This window comes from Actibacterium atlanticum, from assembly GCF_000671395.1.
Lineage (GTDB): Bacteria > Pseudomonadota > Alphaproteobacteria > Rhodobacterales > Rhodobacteraceae > Actibacterium_D > Actibacterium_D atlanticum.
The window spans coordinates 179,522-200,600 of sequence record NZ_AQQY01000001.1; the positions used below are offsets into that span (position 1 = coordinate 179,522).

General features: G+C 60.3%; 18 protein-coding genes. 11 read left to right on the forward strand and 7 right to left on the reverse strand.

Going from position 1 to position 21,079, the window contains the following annotated elements; all coding sequences use genetic code 11:
* Positions 1-65: 65 nt before the first annotated feature.
* The 6 genes from ATO10_RS00925 (at position 66) to glmM (ending at position 8,665) form a co-directional block, all read left to right on the forward strand.
* Entirely contained in the window at positions 66-986 is a 921-nt protein-coding gene (locus ATO10_RS00925) for a glycine--tRNA ligase subunit alpha (protein ID WP_035246867.1), read from the forward strand.
* Positions 983-1,513: a DUF6446 family protein gene (locus ATO10_RS00930; protein WP_035246869.1), complete on the forward strand. Its 531-nt coding sequence runs from the start codon at positions 983-985 to the stop codon at positions 1,511-1,513. Before ATO10_RS00925 ends, ATO10_RS00930 begins: the two co-directional genes overlap by 4 nt.
* On the forward strand, positions 1,513-3,732 hold the full coding sequence (glyS, locus tag ATO10_RS00935) for a glycine--tRNA ligase subunit beta (protein ID WP_035246871.1): 2,220 nt from the start codon (positions 1,513-1,515) through the stop codon (positions 3,730-3,732). Before ATO10_RS00930 ends, glyS begins: the two co-directional genes overlap by 1 nt.
* Before the next feature lie 75 nt (positions 3,733-3,807).
* Complete coding sequence (locus ATO10_RS00940; protein WP_035246873.1) at positions 3,808-6,366, forward strand: putative PEP-binding protein; 2,559 nt, start codon at positions 3,808-3,810, stop codon at positions 6,364-6,366.
* Between the two features lie 172 nt (positions 6,367-6,538).
* Positions 6,539-7,231 carry a cell wall hydrolase gene (locus tag ATO10_RS00945; RefSeq protein ID WP_035246875.1) on the forward strand — a complete coding sequence of 231 codons (693 nt, stop codon included), beginning with the start codon at positions 6,539-6,541 and terminating at the stop codon, positions 7,229-7,231.
* 87 nt (positions 7,232-7,318) lie between these two features.
* Positions 7,319-8,665, forward strand: a complete 1,347-nt coding sequence (gene glmM, locus ATO10_RS00950) for a phosphoglucosamine mutase (protein ID WP_035246878.1) — start codon at positions 7,319-7,321, stop codon at positions 8,663-8,665.
* On the opposite strand, the gene ATO10_RS00955 is transcribed toward glmM, so the two are convergent.
* Positions 8,646-9,569, reverse strand: a complete 924-nt coding sequence (locus tag ATO10_RS00955) for a DMT family transporter (protein ID WP_035246880.1) — start codon at positions 9,567-9,569, stop codon at positions 8,646-8,648. The two genes, glmM and ATO10_RS00955, sit on opposite strands and share 20 nt — an antisense overlap.
* Before the next feature lie 210 nt (positions 9,570-9,779).
* On the opposite strand from ATO10_RS00955, the gene ATO10_RS00960 reads away from it, so the two are divergent.
* Positions 9,780-11,408 carry an FAD-dependent oxidoreductase gene (locus tag ATO10_RS00960; protein ID WP_035246882.1) on the forward strand — a complete coding sequence of 543 codons (1,629 nt, stop codon included), beginning with the start codon at positions 9,780-9,782 and terminating at the stop codon, positions 11,406-11,408.
* A gap of 66 nt (positions 11,409-11,474) precedes the next feature.
* Here the strand turns inward: ATO10_RS00960 and ilvC are convergent, their stop codons facing one another.
* On the reverse strand, positions 11,475-12,707 hold the full coding sequence (ilvC, locus tag ATO10_RS00965; RefSeq protein ID WP_420313632.1) for a ketol-acid reductoisomerase: 1,233 nt from the start codon (positions 12,705-12,707) through the stop codon (positions 11,475-11,477).
* Between ilvC and ATO10_RS00970 the strand changes: the two genes are divergently transcribed.
* From ATO10_RS00970 to ATO10_RS00980, 3 genes are all read left to right on the forward strand, one after another.
* Positions 12,630-13,085 (forward strand): Lrp/AsnC family transcriptional regulator, encoded by a 456-nt coding sequence (locus ATO10_RS00970; protein WP_035246886.1) that lies wholly within the window; start codon positions 12,630-12,632, stop codon positions 13,083-13,085. The genes ilvC and ATO10_RS00970 overlap by 78 nt on opposite strands.
* Positions 13,082-13,537 (forward strand): Lrp/AsnC family transcriptional regulator, encoded by a 456-nt coding sequence (locus tag ATO10_RS00975; protein WP_035246888.1) that lies wholly within the window; start codon positions 13,082-13,084, stop codon positions 13,535-13,537. Before ATO10_RS00970 ends, ATO10_RS00975 begins: the two co-directional genes overlap by 4 nt.
* Positions 13,538-13,600: 63 nt before the next feature.
* Positions 13,601-14,719, forward strand: coding sequence for an aminotransferase class V-fold PLP-dependent enzyme (locus tag ATO10_RS00980; RefSeq protein ID WP_035246891.1), 1,119 nt, complete (start codon positions 13,601-13,603; stop codon positions 14,717-14,719).
* A gap of 71 nt (positions 14,720-14,790) precedes the next feature.
* Here the strand turns inward: ATO10_RS00980 and ATO10_RS00985 are convergent, their stop codons facing one another.
* The 3 genes from ATO10_RS00985 to ATO10_RS00995 form a co-directional block, all read right to left on the reverse strand.
* Positions 14,791-15,990 (reverse strand): UbiH/UbiF family hydroxylase, encoded by a 1,200-nt coding sequence (locus ATO10_RS00985; RefSeq protein ID WP_035246893.1) that lies wholly within the window; start codon positions 15,988-15,990, stop codon positions 14,791-14,793.
* A gap of 62 nt (positions 15,991-16,052) precedes the next feature.
* Positions 16,053-16,268, reverse strand: coding sequence for a hypothetical protein (locus tag ATO10_RS00990; protein WP_035246897.1), 216 nt, complete (start codon positions 16,266-16,268; stop codon positions 16,053-16,055).
* Positions 16,269-16,361: 93 nt separating this feature from the next.
* Complete coding sequence (locus ATO10_RS00995; protein WP_035246899.1) at positions 16,362-17,009, reverse strand: pyrimidine 5'-nucleotidase; 648 nt, start codon at positions 17,007-17,009, stop codon at positions 16,362-16,364.
* A 107-nt stretch (positions 17,010-17,116) separates the two neighbouring features.
* On the opposite strand from ATO10_RS00995, the gene ATO10_RS01000 reads away from it, so the two are divergent.
* Positions 17,117-17,770, forward strand: a complete 654-nt coding sequence (locus ATO10_RS01000; RefSeq protein ID WP_035246901.1) for a GntR family transcriptional regulator — start codon at positions 17,117-17,119, stop codon at positions 17,768-17,770.
* Here ATO10_RS01000 and ATO10_RS01005 read toward each other — a convergent pair.
* Positions 17,767-19,668 (reverse strand): glycosyltransferase family 2 protein, encoded by a 1,902-nt coding sequence (locus tag ATO10_RS01005; RefSeq protein WP_081806385.1) that lies wholly within the window; start codon positions 19,666-19,668, stop codon positions 17,767-17,769. The two genes, ATO10_RS01000 and ATO10_RS01005, sit on opposite strands and share 4 nt — an antisense overlap.
* An 84-nt stretch (positions 19,669-19,752) precedes the next feature.
* On the reverse strand, positions 19,753-20,913 hold the full coding sequence (carA, locus tag ATO10_RS01010; protein ID WP_035246903.1) for a glutamine-hydrolyzing carbamoyl-phosphate synthase small subunit: 1,161 nt from the start codon (positions 20,911-20,913) through the stop codon (positions 19,753-19,755).
* Positions 20,914-21,079: the final 166 nt, after the last annotated feature.

Consider the following 21,079-nt stretch of genomic DNA (forward strand, 5'->3'; position numbering starts at 1 on the left):
ATTGACGCCCCAGAACCGATACAATATGGGGGGAGGGTCGAATTTAACGCCGGGTTTTGCCAGATATGTCGGACACACCTCGTTCCTTCCAAGAGATCATTTTGCGCCTGCAAAACTACTGGGCCGCCAAGGGCTGTGCGGTGTTGCAGCCCTATGACATGGAGGTCGGTGCGGGCACGTTCCACCCGGCGACCACGTTGCGCTCTTTGGGGGCAACGCCCTGGGCTGCGGCCTATGTGCAGCCTTCGCGCCGCCCGACCGACGGGCGATATGGTGAAAACCCGAACCGTTTGCAGCATTACTATCAGTATCAAGTGCTAATCAAACCCAGCCCGCCCGATCTTCAGGCGCTGTATCTGGGTAGCCTTGAGGCCATCGGCATCGACATGGCGATGCATGACATTCGTTTCGTCGAGGATGACTGGGAAAGCCCCACTTTGGGCGCCTGGGGTCTGGGTTGGGAAGTTTGGTGTGACGGCATGGAAGTGTCGCAGTTTACCTATTTCCAACAGGTTGGCGGCCATGACTGTAAGCCGGTCTCGGGCGAGCTGACCTATGGTTTGGAACGTCTGGCGATGTATGTGCTGGGCGTCGATCACGTGATGGACATGCCGTTCAACGACCCGGATGCGCCGATTGCCCTGACGTATGGCGATGTATTTCGCCAGACCGAGGCCGAATACAGCCGGTTCAACTTTGATGCGGCCAACACCGAGGTGTTGCTGAAGCACTTTGAGGAGGCCGAGCAGGAGTGCGAGGATATCCTGACGCACCCCTATGACGACCCGAAAACCGGCAAGCGCATCATCATGGCGCACCCGGCCTATGACCAGTGCATCAAGGCCAGCCACATCTTCAACCTGCTCGATGCGCGCGGGGTGATCTCGGTCACGGAACGTCAGGCCTATATCGGCCGTGTGCGTGCGTTGGCCAAGAAATGCGCCGATGCCTTTGTGCAGACCGAAGCAGGCGGGGCACAGGCGTGAGCGGCAAAATCATAGCGAGCCTTATCGTGCTTATCTCTGTTCTTGTTGGCGTCGGGATCTATTACCAGCAGATCTATGCCTATTACGAACCCGTCAGCGTCGATGCGGTGCACGGTGAGGTCAAGCTGACCTCGCTGGTCAGCGGTCTGCCCGAGGTCATCCCGGCTGAGTCGTTTGAAGGCATTGATGCAGAAAGCTCGCCTTTGCGGTATCGGGCCTGTTTTTCCATGCCGACCTCCATTGCGACCCTGACTGAAACCTACCTGATCCATGAAGACCCGGTGCCGTTGATCGGCCCCGGTTGGTTTGACTGTTTCGATGCCAAGTCCATCGGCAAGGCCTTGGAAAGCGGCGTTGCCGTCGGCTTCATGGGACAAGAAAACATCACCTTTGGGATCGACCGGGTGATCGCTGTTTTTGAAGACGGCCGTGCCTATGCCTGGAACCAGATGAATGCTTGCGGAGAAGCCGTGTTTGACGGCAAGCCCGCCCCAACGGGCTGCCCGCCCGCGCCGGAGAAGAACTGATGCCTGACCTGCTGATCGAACTGTTTTCCGAGGAAATCCCCGCCCGCATGCAAAAGCGCGCGGGCGAAGACCTGAAGAAGCGCGTGACTGATGGTCTGGTTGAGGCTGGATTGACCTATGCCTCGGCGGCGGCCTTCACCACGCCGCGCCGTTTGGTGCTGACCGTGGATGGGCTGACCGAGGAAAGCCCCAACACCGTTGAGGAACGCAAAGGCCCCAAGGTCGGTGCGCCCGAAAAGGCAGTTGAAGGGTTCTTGCGTTCGACCGGTCTGAGCATGGATCAGTTGCAGGTGCGCGACGATAAAAAGGGGCAGGTCTATTTCGCGGTGATCGAGAAAACCGGGCGTCCGGCGGCTGAGATCATTGCGGAGGTGCTGGAAGCCACCATTCGCAATTTCCCATGGCCCAAGTCGATGCGCTGGGGCGCGGGCAACCTGCGTTGGGTGCGCCCCCTGCATTCCATCCTGTGTATCCTGACGCGCGAAGACGGCGCCGAAGTGGTGCCGCTGAGCGTTGACGGCATTGAGGCCTCCAACACCACCGAAGGTCACCGGTTTATGGGGGCAGGGCGGTTTACCGTGTCGTCTTTTGACGACTATGTCGCGCGGCTGAAATCCGACAAGGTGGTGATCGACCCGCAAGAACGCGCCGATCACATCTGGGCCGATGCCACCAACATGGCCTTTGCCCAAGGTCTGGAAGTGGTCGAAGACAAGGGCCTGTTGGCCGAGGTCTCGGGCCTGGTTGAATGGCCTGTCGTGCTGATGGGCGAGATCGGCGAAGATTTCCTTGGTCTGCCGCCTGAGGTGTTGCAGACCTCGATGAAAGAGCACCAGAAGTTCTTTTCAGTCCGCGACCCCAAGACCGGCAAGATCGTCAAGTTTGTCACCGTCGCCAACGTGGAAACCCCTGACAATGGCGCAACCATTCTGGCGGGCAACCAAAAGGTGCTGGCGGCGCGTCTGTCGGATGCGAAATTCTTTTGGGAGAACGACCTGCGGGTTGCGACCTCGGGGATCGAAGTTTGGACGGACAAACTGTCGAACGTAACCTTCCACAACAAGCTGGGCAGCCAGAAAGAGCGCATTGAGCGCATCGCCGCCCTGTCGCGCAAGCTGGCGCCGGTTGTGGGGGCGGATGCCGATCTGGCGGCGCAGGCCGCACGGGTGGCCAAGGCCGATCTGTCGTCGGAAATGATTTACGAATTCCCTGAACTGCAGGGTCTGATGGGGCGCTATTACGCCGAGGCCGCAGGCCTGCCGGCCGAGGTTGCGGCGGCTTGCGAAGAGCATTACTCGCCCCTTGGTCCGTCGGACGATGTGCCGACGGCGGATGTGTCTGTTGCTGTGGCTCTGGCCGACAAGTTGGATATCCTGACCGGGTTCTGGGCGATTGACGAAAAGCCCACCGGCTCAAAGGACCCGTTCGCGCTGCGCCGTGCGGCGTTGGGCGTGATCCGGTTGATCCTGACCAATGATCTGCGGTTGAGCCTGGATTACTTCTTTGATGCGCAGCTTCTGCGTCATGAGATCGAAGTGACCGACGCCGAAGAGGCCGAGCTGCTGAATGAAATGCTGACCGAAGTATCGCAACACGGGGTGCTGGGCTCGGCTTTGCGTACGATCATCGAAAAGCTGGATGGCGATGGCCCGGCCTGGGTCGCCAAACTGACCGATCATGCGCCGGATGTAAGTGCTGATTTGCTGGGCTTTTTCCATGACCGGCTGAAGGTATATTTGCGCGATGAGGGCATGCGCCACGATGTGATCGACGCCTGTCTTGCGATGCCGGGGAGCGATGATTTGACCTTGTTGGTCAAACGCGCGCGGGCGTTGAATGCTTTTGTTGCCACGGATGATGGTGTGAACCTGTTGCAGGGCTTCAAGCGGGCCAACAATATCCTGACTCAGGCCGAAGAGGCCGACGGGGTGGAATATCGTTTCGGCGCGGATGTGAAGTTTGCCGAAGACGCGACCGAGAAAGCGCTGTTTGCCGCGCTGGATGCGCAGCAGAGCGCGATCTCCTCGGCCATCGAGGCCGAGGATTTCGCCGCAGCCATGCAGGGCATGGCCGCGTTGCGCGCGCCGATTGATGCGTTTTTCGAGGCTGTTCAGGTGAACACGGACAATCAGGTGGTGCGCCGCAACCGGTTGAACCTGCTGCATCTGATCCGCGAGACCTGTTTGCAAGTTGCTGATCTGACGCGGGTCGAAGGCTAAACGGCGTTTGCGTTAACCCTTTGCTTGCCAAGTTTTAGAAAGACTCTATTCTTCGAGCGACAGGAGGGTGCCGCAGTGCAGAAACGTGTCGAATTCGAAGATTTCGCTGTCATCACGCCGACCGCCGATATCTCGGTTGAGCGCCATGGTGGACGCGCGAAATGTCTGCAGCGTCTGATACGGCTTGAGATGCCGGTGCCCCGCACTGTGGCGTTGTCTTTTGATGCGGTGCACCAGATTGCGGCGGGTGTTATGCCCGACAAACCTGCCATTCTGGCTGCCTTTGAAGAGGGCGCTTTGCTGTCTGTGCGGCCCAGTTCCGAAGATCAGGACTGGGGCGGGCCGGGGGCGATTCTGAATATCGGGATGAATGATGCCCGCCACGCCCGGCTGATTGACGAGATCGGCGAGGCGCCAGCCAACACGATATATCGACGTTTCGTACAGGCGTTTGCCATTGATGTGGCCCGGTTGGACCCGGATATGTTCGAGGCCAGTGGCAGCGACGCGCACACCCTGCGTGCGGCCTTGGATGCCTATGAAGACGAGATGGATGAGCCCTTCCCGCAAGATCCGGCCCGCCAGTTGGGCGAGGTGTTGCGTTCCATGGCGCGCGCCTGGGAGGGCACGACGGCACGCCTGTTGCGCCAGGCCAAGGGCGCACCGGCAGATGCCGGGTTAGGATTGGTTGTTCAACAGATGGCGCTGGGGCTGGGGCCTGAAGAGTCAGGCTCGGGCGTGATCAAGTTCATCGACCGGGTTACTGGCTTGCCTCAGGTTACCGGCCGATACCTGAGCCAAAGCCAGGGCCGCGCTGCGCTGACACACGGTGACGGGGTGTTCTATCTGACCCGGGATGAGCGCGGGGCCTCGTTGCAGGACCATTGTCCTGAAATTTATGCCGAGTTGCTGAAATGGGGCGAAGTCAGCCGTCGTCGTTTGCGCGAAGAGATGGAGATTGAGTTCACCATTGCGGGGGGGCAGCTGGCCATTTTGGATGCGGTGCGGGTGCCCCGGTCATCGCGTGCTGCGGTGCGGGTGGCTGTATCGCTGGCCGAAGACAGCATCATCCCGCGCGAAGAGGCACTATCACGTATTGAACCGCGCGCCTTGACCGAGCTGTTGCACAGTCAGGTGAATCCGGATGGGCTGCGTGATGTGTTCGCGCGGGGGATCGCGGCCAGCCCGGGCGCGGCGACCGGTAAGATCGTGTTCAGCTCGGCGGCGGCGCAGGCCTCGGCTGCGCGGGGCGAAGCCTGCATTCTGGTACGGCGCGAAACCACGCCCGAAGACATTCGCGGCATGCATGCCGCCAGCGCTGTTCTGACGGAACGCGGTGGGATGACCAGCCACGCTGCGGTGATTGCGCGCGGGCTTGGCCTGCCTTGTGTTGTGGGGGTTTCTGATCTGGTGCTGCGTTGGCGCGACAAATCCCTGCGTGTCCCGGATGGTCGGGTATTTCACGAAGGGGATGTCATTACTATTGATGGCACCAACGGTGAGGCGATCGCTGGCGAAGTAGAAATGCTGCCCCCGGCATTGGATGACGCCTATCGCGCGTTGCTGGGCTGGGCCGAGGAGGTCTGTGACATTGGCGTGCGCGCAAATGCCGATACCCCCGCAGACGCGGGCACCGCGCGCGATTTCGGCGCCGACGGGATCGGCCTGTGCCGGACCGAACATATGTTCTTTGACGATGGCCGCCTGACGGTCATGCGCGAAATGATCTTTGCCAAGACGCTGGATGACCGCGCAGCAGCGCTGGAACAGCTGCTGCCCATGCAGCGCGAGGATTTCACCCGCCTGTTCCAGATCATGTCGGGCCAGCCGGTTTGCATTCGTCTGTTTGACCCGCCTTTGCATGAATTCCTGCCTCACAGCCGTGAAGGGCTGCGCGAACTTGCAGAAGCGCTGGATATGCCGCTGTCGGATGTTACCCGCCGGGTCGAGGCCTTGGCTGAATTCAACCCGATGCTGGGGATGCGCGGCGTGCGCTTGGGCATTACCGTGCCCGAGATCTACGAGATGCAGGCGCGTGCGATTTTTGAAGCCACGATTGAGGCGTCCAAAACCGGCGAGGCAGTCGTCCCCGAGATCATGATCCCGCTGGTATCGGCCAAGCGCGAGGTCGAGCTGGTGAAAACCCGCATTGATGGCGTGGCTGCGGCGGTGCGCACCGAACAGGGCGTTGATTTCGATTTTCGCCTTGGGGTGATGGTGGAAACGCCGCGTGCGGCGTTGCGGGCGGGTGAGATCGCGCAGCATTCGGCCTTCCTCAGCTTTGGCACAAACGACCTGACCCAGATGACCTATGGTCTGTCGCGCGATGACGCGGGCCGGTTCATGGGGGCCTATGTGCAACAAGAGGTCTATCCCGAAGACCCGTTCCATACGCTGGACGTGGATGGGGTGGGCGAGTTATTGTTGATTGGCGCAGAGCGTGGACGCCGCGCCAGCCCGAATATGACGCTGTCAGTCTGTGGAGAACACGGCGGCAACCCCGAATCTATTGCCTTTTGCCGACAGGCGGGATTCGATTATGTGTCTTGTTCGCCGTTTCGAGTACCTGTGGCGCGACTGGCCGCAGCGCACCTCGCCCTGGGCGTGAAACAGCGCCGGAAAACCTATTATTGATGCAAAAATAATCACTTAGCGGGTATATGTGCCCGTTAACCGGCCTTGACTGAAATGCAAGGCCGTTATGCTTTGGTGCCGTTAGCGCACGCCAGACTAGACGTGTGAACATGTTTCATTTATGTGACGCCGCGTTGCGACACGATAAGGTCGCGTGGATTTGGGGCGTTTCATGCGCTTTGGGATGTTGAAGGCAGGTGCCGTGGTTGCCGCGATGGGTATCGCAGGAACCGCGCTGGCAGAGGTAAGTATTTCCTCGGCCAATGATCCGACCGCACTTTTGGATAATCGTCTGACCCAGCTTTTGGGGGCCGAGAAATCCGCGTTGAGTGCTGTCAGCTCGCGCCGTCTTGAAAAGCTGATCCGCCCGGCCAAGCCCGAAACATCAGGCATTGCAGCAAGCGATATCAGCTATAGCCGCGCGTGGCTGGATGCGATGCCAAAAGTGTCCGGCGACGCGCAATGGCAATGCCTTACCGAAGCGCTGTATTTCGAAGCCCGTGGCGAAAGCGTCAAAGGCCAGTTTGCCGTGGCCGAGGTTATCCTGAACCGTGCCTCGTCGTCCAAATTCCCGAATTCGGTCTGTGGCGTCGTGCATCAGGGCACTGGCAAGAAATACCAGTGCCAGTTCACCTATACCTGTGATGGCCACAGCGAAGTTGTGCACGAACATGCCGCCCATGCCCGTATGGGCAAGATCGCGCGGATCATGCTGGATGGCGCTCCGCGCAACCTGACGGGTGGGGCGACCTACTATCACACCAAGGCCGTCAGCCCCAGCTGGTCGCGTAAGTTCAACCGCACTGCGACCATCGGCCAGCATCACTTTTACAGCCCGCCTGTACGGCTGAGTGCAAACAACTGAAATAATTCCCCGGCAAATCCCCGCTGATCGGCGTTTTGGCGGGCGAAAGCATGTGCTAAACCCGCGAAAAGCATAAGTGGGGGCGGTATGAGCAGAACTCTCTTCGGAACCGATGGTGTACGTGGCAAGGCGAATGCCTGGCCCATGACGGCCGAACTGGCGTTGAAGCTGGGCGCGGCAGCTGGTCGGTACTTTCGCCGCAACGATACGGCGCGCCACCGCGTGGTGATCGGCAAAGACACGCGCCTGTCGGGATATATGTTCGAAAACGCGCTGACGGCTGGGTTTACCTCGACGGGGATGGATGTGTTGCTGTTGGGGCCGGTGCCGACGCCTGCTGTGGGTCTGCTGACCCATTCGATGCGCGCGGATGTTGGGGTGATGATCTCGGCCAGTCACAACCCGCATCACGACAATGGCATCAAGTTCTTTGGCCCCGACGGGTTTAAACTGTCGGACGAGGCCGAGGCCGAGATTGAGCGCCTGACGCTTGAAGGCGTCGAACCCGCACAATCGCAAAACATTGGCCGCGCCAAGCATATTTACGATGGGCGGTTTCGCTATAACGAACGGGTCAAGATGACCTTCCCCACCGGTAAGCGGCTGGACGGGTTGAAGGTGCTGATCGACTGCGCCAATGGCGCCGCCTATCGCACCGCACCCGAGGTCCTGTGGGAGCTGGGCGCCGAGGTGATCCCCGTGGGTGTCAGCCCGAACGGTACCAACATCAACGAAAAATGTGGCTCGACCCATACCGATACAGCCGCCGCGGCGGTGGTGGCGCATGGGGCGGATGTCGGGATTTGTCTGGACGGCGACGCCGACCGGGTGATGATCATCGACGAAAACGGCGTGGTGGCCGATGGCGACCAGATCATGGCGCTCTTTGCGGACCGCTGGGCGCAGGAGGGCCGTTTGAACAACGGCACTTTGGTGGCCACCGTGATGTCCAACCTTGGGTTGGAGCGGTTTTTGGATGCGCGCGGCCTGCATCTGGACCGTACCGGTGTCGGAGATCGTTATGTCGTTGAATCAATGCGTAAAAACGGCTTCAACCTTGGGGGCGAACAGTCTGGCCACATCGTGATGACGGATTTTGCCACAACCGGTGACGGGCTGTTGGCAGGGTTGCAGTTTCTGGCGGCGATGGTCGAAACCGGCCAACCAGCTTCCAGCCTCATTCGCCAGTTTGACCCGGTGCCACAGCTTTTGAAGAATGTCCGCTATGAAATCGGCCAAACCCCATTGGCCGAGCCATCGGTGCAAAACGCTATCACCTCGGCCGAAGCAGAGCTTGTTGGCAAAGGCCGCCTTCTGATCCGCAAGTCGGGTACCGAGCCGTTGATCCGGGTGATGGCCGAATGCGAAGACGCGGCGATGCTGGAACAGGTCGTCGACAGCGTGGTCGAGGCCGTTACGAAGGCCTGCGGCTAAGTCGAAACAGGGCCTTTAGCGCGGGCCATTGGCTCAGCCCGACGCCCGCCAAAATCAGCGCCAATGCCCCCAGCAAGGCGGGGGGCAGGGCCTCGTGCAGCAGCCATGCGCCCAGAACCACCGACCAGACCGGCACCTGATAATTCACCAATGTCATGAAGGTCGGCCCGGCCGAGCGGATCACCAGCACGCGCAACAGGTTCATTGCGGCTGTGGAAATCAGCCCCAGTGCCAGCACGGCCAGCCCGGCGCGCCAGCCCGGCAGCGGGGGCAGACCCTCGAAGGCAATTGAAAAGGGTAGGGTGATCAGGGTGCCGATGGCCATCATCACCGTGGTCAGCCCGATTGGATCAACCGGCGGCAAGCGGCGAATGGTGACGGAATTGACGGCATAGCATACCGCGACGCTGATACAGGCCAACCGGCCCCACAGTTCCAATCGCGCACCGCTGCTTTCAAACGCGTCTTGCCCGACCAACAACCAGACACCAATGACCCCCATCGCGACGCCCACGGCAATGCGGGGCGACATGCGTTCTCCGGGCACCAGAAAATGCGCCAATGGCAGCACGACCAGGGGCACTGCGGCCATGGATGTGCCAGCAAATCCTGAGGTGACGTATTGTTGCCCCCAGTTCAACAGTAAGAAGGGTATTGCGGTGCTGACTGCGCCGGTCCAGATCAGTGCCAAGATGCTTGGAGGGTTGTTGGGATCCAGCGACAACCGAAAGCCCCGGGCGCGCCACACAAACCCCATAGCAAGGGTTGCGACAAACAGACGCAGGGTCGCCAGCCAAAAGGGCGGCAGCCCTGTCAGCGCGACTTCGATGATCATGAAAGTGGAGCCCCAGACGAAGCCCAACACAGCAACCATCAGCCAACTTTTCGATGTGATTTCCGGCATTTCGCCCGTTCCGTATACGACGGTCTATAGAAAGAACGTCAGACGCGGGGAAGGTCAAGGTGTTACTGGTATGCAGATGTATGCCATTGATAATAAACACTTTTATTTCGATCCTTGAAGGCTTATGTACCCTTCAGCGGAACTTTCCGCACTGCAGCATTTTCGGTGCCGCAGGACTGCGCGAACAACAATCAAAAGGGGCATCACGCTATGCCACAACGCATCCTCATTCTGGGCGGCGGCTTTGCCGGCATGTATGCCGCTCGCGAAATTCGAAAACGCCTTGGCGATTCTGTCGAAGTCGAGCTGATCAACGATGAAAACTACTTTGTTTTCCAGCCGCTGCTTCCCGAAGTCGGGGCAGGCTCGATCACCGCTCTGCATGCGGTCTCGCCGTTGCGGTTTCTGCTGAAGGGCGTGTTCATCCGCAAGGCGCGGGTGCATAGCGTCGATCAGGACCGCAAGGTTGTGACCGTGTTCCAAGGGGTGCAGCGCCGCCCGACCGAAGTGCCCTATGACCATCTGATCGTGACCATGGGCCAGCGGGTCGATCTGACCCGCACGCCGGGGCTGACAGAACATGCCCTGACGATGAAAACCCTGAATGACGCACGCCGCCTGCGGTCGCATGTGCTGGAACGTCTGGAACATGCCGAGATCACCCAGCTGCCCGAAGTAAAGAAAGAGGCGCTGACGTTCTGTGTTGTGGGCGCCGGATTTTCGGGCGTGGAAACCGTCGGTGAGATGAAAGAGATGATCGACCGGTCGTTGAAATACTATCCTAACATCTCGGCGGATGAGGTGCGGGTGGTTTTGGTGGAATTCGCCGACCGCGTGCTGGGTGAGCTGCCCGAGAAGCTGGGCACCTATACGGCGAAGAAACTGCAGGAACGGGGCATCGAGGTGATGCTGAACACTGGGGTGGCCTCGGCCACGGGGACACGGCTGATCACTACGACGGGAGAGGAAATCCCGACCCGGACCATCGTGGCGACCATTGGCAATGCGCCGTCGAAAGTGGTGCAGGACATGGACCTGCCCAAATCCCATGGCCGGATCGAAGTTGGCCGCGACCTGCGTGTTGTGGGGCGCGATGACATCTGGTCGCTGGGCGACTGTGCTCTGATCCCGATGAAGGAAGACGCCACTGAGCGCGCTGATTTTGCGCCGCCTACTGCCCAGTTCGCGGTGCGTGAGGCCCGTACATTGGCCAAGAACATTGCCGCAGCATTGGCCGGTAAAGCCCTGAAACCGTTTCAGTATAAGTCGCAAGGCGCCTTGGCCTCGTTGGGCGCGCGCCGCGGTGTGGCGCAGGTTTGGGGGATGAACTTTTCGGGCTTCTTTGCCTGGATATTGTGGCGCGCCTATTACGTGTCCTTCTTGCCCGGCACAGGCACCAAGATCCGTGTTCTGCTGAACTGGTTGCTGGATGACCTAAGCCCGCGTTCTGTGGTGCAGGCCAGCTCGTATACCCCGCCCGCCGCGCGGTATGCGCATTACCGTGCCGGGGATCGGGTGTTTGAAAAGGGCAACCGTGCGGATGGGCTTTACACTGTGATCTCGGGTCAGATGGAGCTGCGATACGAGGACGAAGACACTGGCGAAGTGAAGGTCTGGAACGTTGGCCCGGGAGAGCATTTCGGCGAACGTTTGATCCTTGGTCAGGATCGCCGGTCCGGCACGGTGCGTGCCTTGGAGGACAGCAAGGTTCTGATCGTGGACCGCGAGGAATTCCTGAAGCTGGCCGAGGGTTTTCCGGTGCTTAGCGACTACTTCCAGACCCGTATGAAAGAGGCTTACGGCATCGAATGGGTGCCACCCGCGAACTGGGCGGCCTGACCTGACGACAAAAGAAAAGGCACCCAAGCGGGTGCCTTTTCGCATTTCTGACTCTGAATTTTCAGATCAGTTCTTTTCCTGATCAACCAGCTTGCCAGCCGAGATCCAGGGCATCATGTCGCGCAGTTTCTTGCCGACCACCTCGATCTGGTGCTCGTCGTTGGCGCGGCGCGAAGCCTTGATGGTGGGCTGACCCACGGCGTTCTCCAGCATGAAGTCACGCACGAATTTGCCGGTCTGGATGTCTTGCAGCGACTCTTTCATGGCTTTCTTGGTGGCTTCGTAGGGCAGGATGCGCGGGCCGGTGACGTACTGGCCGTACTCGGCGGTGTTCGAGATCGAGTAATCCATGTTGGCGATGCCGCCTTCATAGATCAGGTCCACGATCAGCTTGGTCTCGTGCAGACACTCGAAGTAGGCCATTTCCGGCGCATAGCCAGCTTCGACCAGGGTTTCAAAGCCGCAACGGATCAGCTCGACGATGCCGCCGCACAGAACAGCCTGCTCGCCGAACAGGTCGGTTTCGCATTCTTCGCGGAAGTTGGTTTCGATGATGCCTGAACGGCCGCCACCGATGGCCGAGCAGTAAGACAGGCCGATTTCCAGCGCTTTGCCGGTTGCGTCGGTGTCAACCGCTACCAGGCAGGGCACGCCGCCGCCTTTAACATATTCGCCACGTACGGTGTGGCCCGGGCCTTTGGGGGCCATCATGATCACGTCGACGCCTTCTTTGGGCTCGATCAGGCCAAAGTGTACGTTCAAACCGTGGGCAAAGGCGATGGCCGAGCCGGGCTTGATGTTGTCGTGGACGTATTTCTTGTAGGTTTCAGCCTGCAGTTCGTCGGGCATGGTGAACATGATCACGTCACACCAAGCCGCAGCTTCGGCGATACCCATCACGGTCAGGCCTTCGGCTTCGGCTTTCTTGGCGCTGGCCGAGCCTTCGCGCAGGGCAACGACCAGGTTCTTAGCGCCGCTGTCACGCAGGTTCAGCGCGTGGGCGTGGCCTTGCGAACCGTAGCCCAGGATGGCCACTTTTTTGTCTTTGATCAGGTTGATGTCGCAATCGCGATCATAATAAACGCGCATGTCAGCGGTCCTTTCGTTTAAAGATTGGCGGTGATCATAGGCATGTCTGCGGCATTGGCGAGAGTGGCTTGCGCATAAACCGCATATAAATCGACATTTTAATTCTCGAATAACTGCTTTATAGGTGAATTCATGCTCGATGACCTTGATCGCCGCATACTCCGCCTGATGCAGGCAGAGCCTGACCTGTCTGGCCCCGATCTGGCGGATCGTGCCGGGGTCACGCCCTCGCGCCTTGCGCGGCGGTTGGAAAAACTGCGCGAGTCTGGCGTGCTGCGCGGGGTGCGTGCGCAGATAGATTGGCAGGCCTTGGGCTATGCGGTGGAGGTGTCGCTTAGGATCACCATCGACAAAAGCCAGCCCCGCGCTTTGGACGAGTTGATGCAGGCTGCGCGCGACATTCCCGAGGTGATCGAAATCCAGACCTTTTTGGGCCGGGTCGATCTGCGCCTGTCGGTGATTGCCCGCGACATGGCGCATTACCAACAGATCTATCGCGATCAAATCCTGACCCTGCCGCATCTGGCTGAAATCGAGGCACTGATGCACGTCGCTCGCATCAAATCCGAAGAAAGCCTGCCGCTATGATGCCGTTGGACGATACCGACCGCGCGATCCTGCGGGCACTGGCGCGCGATGCGACACAAAGCGCCGGAGCGTTGGGGCGGCGTCTGGGCCTGTCGCAACCGGCGACGTGGCGGCGGATCAAACGGTTGCAGGACGCCGGCGTCATTAAGGCGCGCAAGCTTGATCTTGACGCCGACAAACTGGGTTTCGGGGTGACGGTGTTTTTGGGCGTGAAACTGGCCACCAAGGGGCGGGTCAGTCTGGAAGACTTCGAACGGGCCGTCACCGCCATTCCCGAGGTGCAAACGGTGGAACATGTTCTGGGCCTGTATGATTACCGGCTGCGGGTCGTAGCGCGTGATATTGCCGATTTTGAGCGCGTGCTGCGCCGCCGGATCATGACCCTGCCCGGTGCGGGCGATGTCGAGGCCAACGTTCTGCTGACCGAAGAGCGTCGTCCGGGGCCGCTGTGACAATTTCTCTCTTTGTCTGGGGCGCGGGGCAGGGTAGCTCTGAGATCAGCAAGGGAGGCTATCATGACCAATTCAGTTGATCCCGGTGGGCTGGCCGAGTTTTCGGTTGTCTTCACGGACCGCTCTTTGAACCACATGTCCAAGACATTTCAGGGGGTGATGAACGATATCTCGGCCACGATGAAAGAGGTCTATAACGCCGATGCTGTGGCGCTTGTGCCCGGCGGCGGCACCTATGGCATGGAGGCCGTGGCCCGCTGTTTCGCGCGCGAGGGCAAGATGGTTGTGGTGCGCAATGGCTGGTTTTCCTATCGCTGGACGCAGATCGTGGAAGCCTGCGCGCTGCCCATCGAAGAAATCGTGCTCAAGGCGCGCCAGACCGGCAATACCCCGACCGCGCCCTTTGCGCCTGCCCCCATCGAAGAGGTGGTGGCAACGATCCGGTCTGAGGCCCCCAACGTGGTGGTTGCCCCGCATGTTGAAACCAGTTCGGGCATCATCCTGCCCGATGACTATGTAAAAGCCATGGCGCAGGCGGCGCATGAGGTGGGCGCGGTGATGGTGCTTGATTGCATCGCGTCGGGCTGTGTTTGGGTGGATATGAAAGCCCTTGGGGTGGATGTGCTGATCTCGGCGCCGCAAAAGGGCTGGTCGTCGACGCCCTGCGCCGGGATGGTGATGCTGTCAGCGGCGGCGGCAGATAAGGCCAAAGCGCTGGGCAGCAATTCCTTTGCGGTGGACTTGCCCAAATGGCTTGAGATCATGGCGGCCTACGAGGCAGGGGGCCATGCCTATCACGCGACCATGCCGACGGATGGGCTGCGCATGTTGCATGATACGATCCTTGAAAGCCGCGAGATTGGCTTTGAGGCGTTGCAAGAGGCGCAATGGGCCTTGGGGCGGGCTGTGCGTGCGGATTTGGCGGCGCGCGGGATTGTTTCGGTTGCTGCCGAAGGTTTTGGCGCGCCGGGAGTGGTGGTCAGCTATACCGATGATCCGGATGTGAAATCGGGCGCAAAATTTGCTGCTCAGGGCACGCAGATTGCCGCGGGCGTTCCGCTACAATGCGATGAGCCAGAGGGGTATAGCACCTTCCGGTTGGGGCTGTTTGGCTTGGACAAGCTGAAGGATGTGGACGGCACTGTCGCGCGGTTGAAAACTTCTTTGGACGCCGCGCTGTAAGCGAAAGCTGTTAAACGGCATGCGCCGCCCGATGGGCGGCGCATAAGGTCTTTGTTTGAGGGCTTGGCGTGCTAGCGCACCCCAAGCCCCGCCCGCATCAGGGTTTTGCGTACGGGTTCCACCGAATAGAGCGCCTTGAGGGCGCTGACACGGATATCGCGCAGGTGTTGGCTGCCCATCATTGAGGCACGGTTGAGTTTGTCGATGCCTGCAACGCGGGCGCGGACCTCGGTCCATCGGCGGCGGTCATAGGTTTTGAGCATCTCCGGGCTGCCCAGTTGCGCCGGGTCGGCTTTGGCCAGATCCAGCAGGACGCGTAGGTCCGCGAGGCTCATGTTCAGCCCTTGCGCGCCGATCGGGGGCACCACATGGGCTGCCTCGGCGATCAGGGCGCTACGTTCACCGTGAAAGCGGTGCGCGTATTGGCTGATGATCGGCCAGGTGGTGACTTTGGAGGCCAGCTTGAGTTCCCCATAGAGCCCGGCAGAGCGGGCGTTCATCTTGGCCTCGAAATCATCGCTGGGCAGTTTCGACAGGCGCAGGACTTCGGGGCCATGTTCCATCCAGACAATCGCCGAGCAAGGTTTGCCATCACGGTCGGGCAGGGGCACGAGCGTGAAGGGGCCGCCCGAGCGGTGGACCTCGGTTGAGATATTGTCATGCGGCTTTGGGTGGGTGACCGCAAAGGCCAGCGCTTTTTGACCATATCGGATGGTCGTCACGTCGATGCCAAGCGCCTGACGCATGGGTGAATTTCGCCCATCGGCAGCGACCAGAAGGCGGGCCGAAACGCGGGTGCCATCAGTCAGACCCACAAGGGCTTCGGCCTGTCGCGTCAGAAGGGTGCGCGTGCCCACACCGGGGCGGAATTCGACATTCGGCAGCTCGTTCAGCCGCGCGACCATCTCGCGGCGCAAAAGCCAGTTGGGCAGGTTCCAGCCAAAGGGCAGATCAGACAGATCGGCGGCGTTGAAATCTTTGGTCAAGCGCGGCTCGGGGGTTTCGCCACCCGCATCGACGATGCGCATAATTTGCAAGTCGGCCGCATAGGTCGCAAGGCGACCCCACAAGCCTGCGTCCTGCAACACCTGCAACGAGGGCTGCAAGAACGCGGTTGTGCGCAGATCGGCGCCCTGATCGGTTTCTGCAGTCACAGGGGGGGTCGGATCGACACAGATTACATTGAATCCGGCGCTGCCAAACGCAGCGGCCGCGGTCAATCCGGCGACGCCGCCGCCTGAAACAAGAATATCGGTGGATGTGCGGTTCATGGCTTGCCCTCCGTCCCCCCACAGTTAGGGCGAAATCCCCCGAAGGGCCAGAGGGCAATGCGTCACCCGCGTGTGATCACCAGTAACAGGATCATCACCACGGGAACTGCGCCCACAGCTGGCAGGTAGAGGCCAGGAACGCCAAAGGTGGCAAAGCTTAGCCCCCACAGCGCAATCAACGCGATGGCGAAAAACAGCAATAAAGCAGGGGTGCTTTTGAGAATTGCGGGCAAAGGAAGGATGGCGCGGGCCTTGGGGGCCGCTGTGTTCATGGTCATGGGATGCTCCTGATACGCGATTTTGCGCTCTATGGCAGGGCAGGATGCGGCGTGAAAGCGTGCACTTTGCCACAGTGCGGCAAAGTAGCGCGACTAGTCCACGAGCCTGCGCAAAAAGCCGGTCAGATCATCGGTGTGGTGATGAATATGCGCGCCGTCTTCGGGGGTTGGGGCGACATGTACGGTACGCATGCCCAAGGCATGGGGCACCTTTAGATTGCGGGCGTCGTCCTCGAACATCACTGCTGTGTCAGGGCGCAATCCGGCACGGGTGAACACTGTTTCAAATGCCGCGCGTTCGGGTTTAGGCCGAAAGTCGGCATGTTCAACGCCATAGACAGCGTCAAACACGCCCTCCAGACCGCGCGCCGACAGGACCCGTTCGGCGTAGGGCGCAGATCCGTTTGTGTAAACAATGCGTTGGCCGGGCAGGGTTTCAATATGGGTGCGCAGGTCCGGGTCTGGCTGCAGGTGGCTTAGGTCAATATCGTGTACATGGGTCAAATAGGGCGCCGGATCGACCCCATGCAGATCCATCAGCCCGGCCAGGGTGGTGCCATATTCGGCCCAATAGGTGCTGCGCAGCCGGTCCGCCTCGGGCTTGGGGACGCTTAACGCGTCCATGACATATTGGGTCATGCGGACTTCTATCTGGTCAAACAACCGCGCCGCGGGCGGATAGAGCGTGTTATCAAGATCAAAGACCCATCCACGCCGATCTGCAAAGTTTTGTTTCACCATATCTCAGCCCTAGCGATCTGCGGCAGGTTGTTCAATGGTCTGACTTGTCTTGTTTGCGCTCCCGGTCTAGCGTGAAATTTCGCTCGGCGGAGGAGACGGAGTGCGCAATGAGAGACGCAAGACAGAACAATAAGGATGCGTATTCGCTGATCTTGGATGCCATTGATATCGGGGTTTACAAACCCGGGGATCGGCTGGTGGAAAGCGAATTGGCCGAGCGTTTCGGCGTTTCGCGCACCCCCGTGCGCGAAGCCCTGCAACGCATGGAGACCCAGTCTTTGCTGACCCGCGACGGGCGCAGTTTGATTGTTGCGTCGCTGAACCATAATCAGCTGACAGAACTCTATGTGGTTCGGGCCGAGCTGGAAGGGCTGGCGGCGCGTCTGGCGGCGCGTCATGCGTCGGAAGAAGAGATCAAAGTTCTGCGTGAAATGATCGAGGAAGACCGCGCCTTGCTGGACAACCCAACCGCGATGTCGCGGGCAAACCGGAGGTTCCACAAGCAGGTGCATCTGGCCTCGCACAATGATTTCTTGGTGCAGCAGCTGGATTTGGTGCATCGCTCGATGGCGTTGATGGCGACGACTTCTTTGGCTGCCGAGGGCCGGGGGCCGCGCGCGCTGGAAGAGCATCAGGCCATTATTGATGCCATCGCCGCGCGTGATGGCGACGCGGCCTATCAGGCGTTGAAATCCCATATCTCGACGGCTTACGAGGCCCGCCTGCGACTGGATGCAGCCGAATACGCCAAGCAGATCTAAAGCGTGGTTTCCGGCTCGTCCATTTCGTCAGCGATGCCGTGCTGGGTCTTGTCCCAATAGAACGGTTTTGACACCATTTCATAGGCGGCCTTGTACATCGCAAAAGCTGCCAGCGGGTAATAGAAATGCATGCTGGGCACCCAGGGCAGCACATGCGGTTTGCCCGCCTTATGTGCGCCTGCCATGCCGATGGCGATGTTGGTCAGTTCCGCTGTGATAAACATCGCTGACATGCCCCAGATCACGCCCGAGGGCAGCAGCGCCTGAAGCGGATGACCCGCCCCGGCCAGGATCAGCCAGAAAGACCACATCAGCGGCGCCAGCATGAATTGTGACAGGATGCCCAGAAACATGATCTGAAACCCCATAAAGCGGCGCCAGCCAAAGTCGCGCAGCAATGCGCCGGGGTCACGCATGTGCACCGCATAGGTCATGGCAAAGCCCTTCAGCCAGCGCGAGCGTTGTTTGACCCACGGCACAAGGCGGCCGTTTGCCTCTTCCTGGGTGACGGTGTCGATCACCTCGGTTTCATAGCCATGGCGGGCCAGACGCACGCCCAAATCCGCGTCCTCGGTCACGTTATGGGCATCCCAGGCGCCCAGCTTTTCCAGCGGTTCACGGCGGAAAAAGCAGGTGGTGCCGCCCAAGGGGACGGCCAGCCCCAAGTCGGCGATGCCGGGCAGAACCACGCGAAACCAGCCAGCATATTCGGCCGTGAAGCACCGGGTAAACCAGTTGCGGCGGGTGTTGTAGTAATCCAGCACGCCTTGCAAACACGCGACATGCGCGGGGCGTTCATGAAACCGGCGCACGATGCGATGAATTTGATCGGGGTCGGGCATGTCTTCGGCGTCATAAATCCCGATGATCGAGCCGCGGCAGAAATCCAGCGCGAAGTTCAGCGCGCGGGGTTTGGTTTTCAGCCCGCCGACGGGCACGGTGATGTCACGCATCCAGCTGGGCAGGCGCGTGGTGCGGATCATCTGCGCGGTCATGTCGTCGTCTTCCTCGATCACCAGACAGATATCCAGCAGCTCTTTGGGATAGTTCAGACGTTCCAGACGTTTGATCAGACGGGGCGCGATATCTTCTTCGCGAAACAGAGGTACCATGACCGACACAACCGGCAGGCGCGCGACCTGTGTTTGGGGCGCTTCGGGGGGCGGGGGGCGGCGTGCATGGGTGAGGGCCGCGAAAGCCTTCAGACCGGTACAGGCGGTCAGGGTGATCAGGCACCAAACCGTCAGCGCGGCCAAGGTGGTCAGCGGGGCCAGCACCGCGCTGACACAGATGAACAGGGCCACCCCAACCAGCACCTGACGCGGGCGGGCGTCGTACCAGTAACGACAGCTTTCATGCTCCGCGACACGGGTTTCCGCCTTGACCACCAGCCGCCGGTTGCGCGCCCGCACCAAGGCGCGGTGCAGCGCGCGTTCGTCGCAGAGCGCCAGAATGGGCTCCCCAAAACCAGAGGGCAGGCTTGGGCGCACATCGTCAAACGCTTCGGGGCGGCAGGTGGCGATCACAGTTGCCCCGCCCATGCGCCGCACCGGCAAGACGCCCAGTTTCAGACAGGTCTCGACCCCCAATTCGTCAATCAGGCGCGGATCGGGCGTGAGCGTTTCCAGATCAATCGGCTGGGCGTCAAACTGCTGCGCCAAGGCGCGGGTCAGTTGATTGGGGGTAATCATGCCATGGGCGATCAAAATGTCGCCCAGTCGCAGGTCTTCGCGGTTTTGCAGCGCCAGTGCGCGGGTAAGGTCCGCCGGGGTCAGAACCCCCATCCGCAACAGCACATCCCCCAGCGGGCGGCGGGTCGTGGATACACGGCGGCGCCCGATGCGCGCAGCATCGGTGGAAGTGTCGACCAGATGAAGTCGTGCAGAGGAGGTGGACATGACGCTCCCTGTGGGAAATCCAACTTATCCACAGGGTGCGTCACGGGTGGTTAATGGCGCGTTAAACTTGATGAACCAAATGGCCTAAGCGCGTGCGTTCATCGCCTCGACGAAACGTTCGAACAGATAGAAACTGTCCTGCGGGCCGGGGCTGGCTTCGGGGTGATACTGCACCGAAAAGACCGGACGCTCTTCCATCGAGATACCGCAGTTCGAGCCGTCAAACAGTGACACATGGGTCTCTTTGACGCCCTTGGGTAGGGTCTGGCTGTCTACGGTAAAGCCGTGGTTCATCGAGGTGATCTCGACCTTGCCGGTATCCAGATCCTTCACCGGGTGGTTGGCGCCGTGGTGACCGTGGTTCATCTTGATCGTGGTTGCCCCCAGGGCCAAAGCCAGCATTTGGTGGCCAAGACAGATGCCAAAGACCGGCAGGTCGGTGGTTTCCAGCACTTCCTTGATCATCGGAACGGCGTATTCGCCGGTCGCAGCCGGATCACCGGGGCCGTTCGACAGGAACACGCCTTCGGGATTATGGGCCAGAACCTCTTCGGCTGTGGCGGTGGCGGGCAGGACGGTTACGTCACAACCGGCCGAGGCCAGACAGCGCAGGATGTTGCGCTTGGCGCCAAAGTCCAGCGCCACGACCTTGCGGCCGGGGGTGTCGCGTTTGGTATAACCTTCTGGCCAGGCCCAACGCATCTCATCCCATTGATAGCTTTGCGCGCAGGTCACGTCTTTAGCCAGGTCGAGACCTTCCAAGCCGCTGAATTCACGTGCTTTTGCAACCAGAGCTTCGATGTCGAAATTGCCCTCGGGGTCGTGGGCCAGTGCCACGTGCGGCGCGCCTTGCTGGCGGATCGCGCGGGTCAGGCGACGGGTGTCGATACCACCGATGCCGATGCGGCCACGCCGGGCCAGCCAGTCAACCAGATGATCCTCGGCACGCCAGTTGCTGGGATCGGTGGGATCCCACTTTACCACCATGCCCGCAGCCACCGGATCGGCGGTCTCGTCATCCTCGGGGGTGACCCCGGTGTTGCCGATATGGGGGAAGGTGAAGGTGACAACCTGCCCTGCATAGGACGGGTCGGTCATGATCTCCTGATAGCCGGTCATGGCAGTGTTGAAACACAGCTCGGCGACGGTTTCTCCGGTCGCGCCAAAGCCGTATCCATAGAACACGGTGCCATCGGCAAGGGTCAGGCAGGCGGTGGGTCTTTTTTCGGGGGCAGCGGCGTGCATGGCGGGCTCCAATGCTCAAATTGGCGCGAAACTAGGCGTCTGGGCGAAAAGCGTCAAGGGCAAAGGCAATTTAGGTTCTATAACAAAATCAAAGACTTGCATTTTTCATGCCTGGTTGCGCCCGCGCGCGCAGACGCGTATTTTCCAAGTTCTGAGCCAAAGTGCA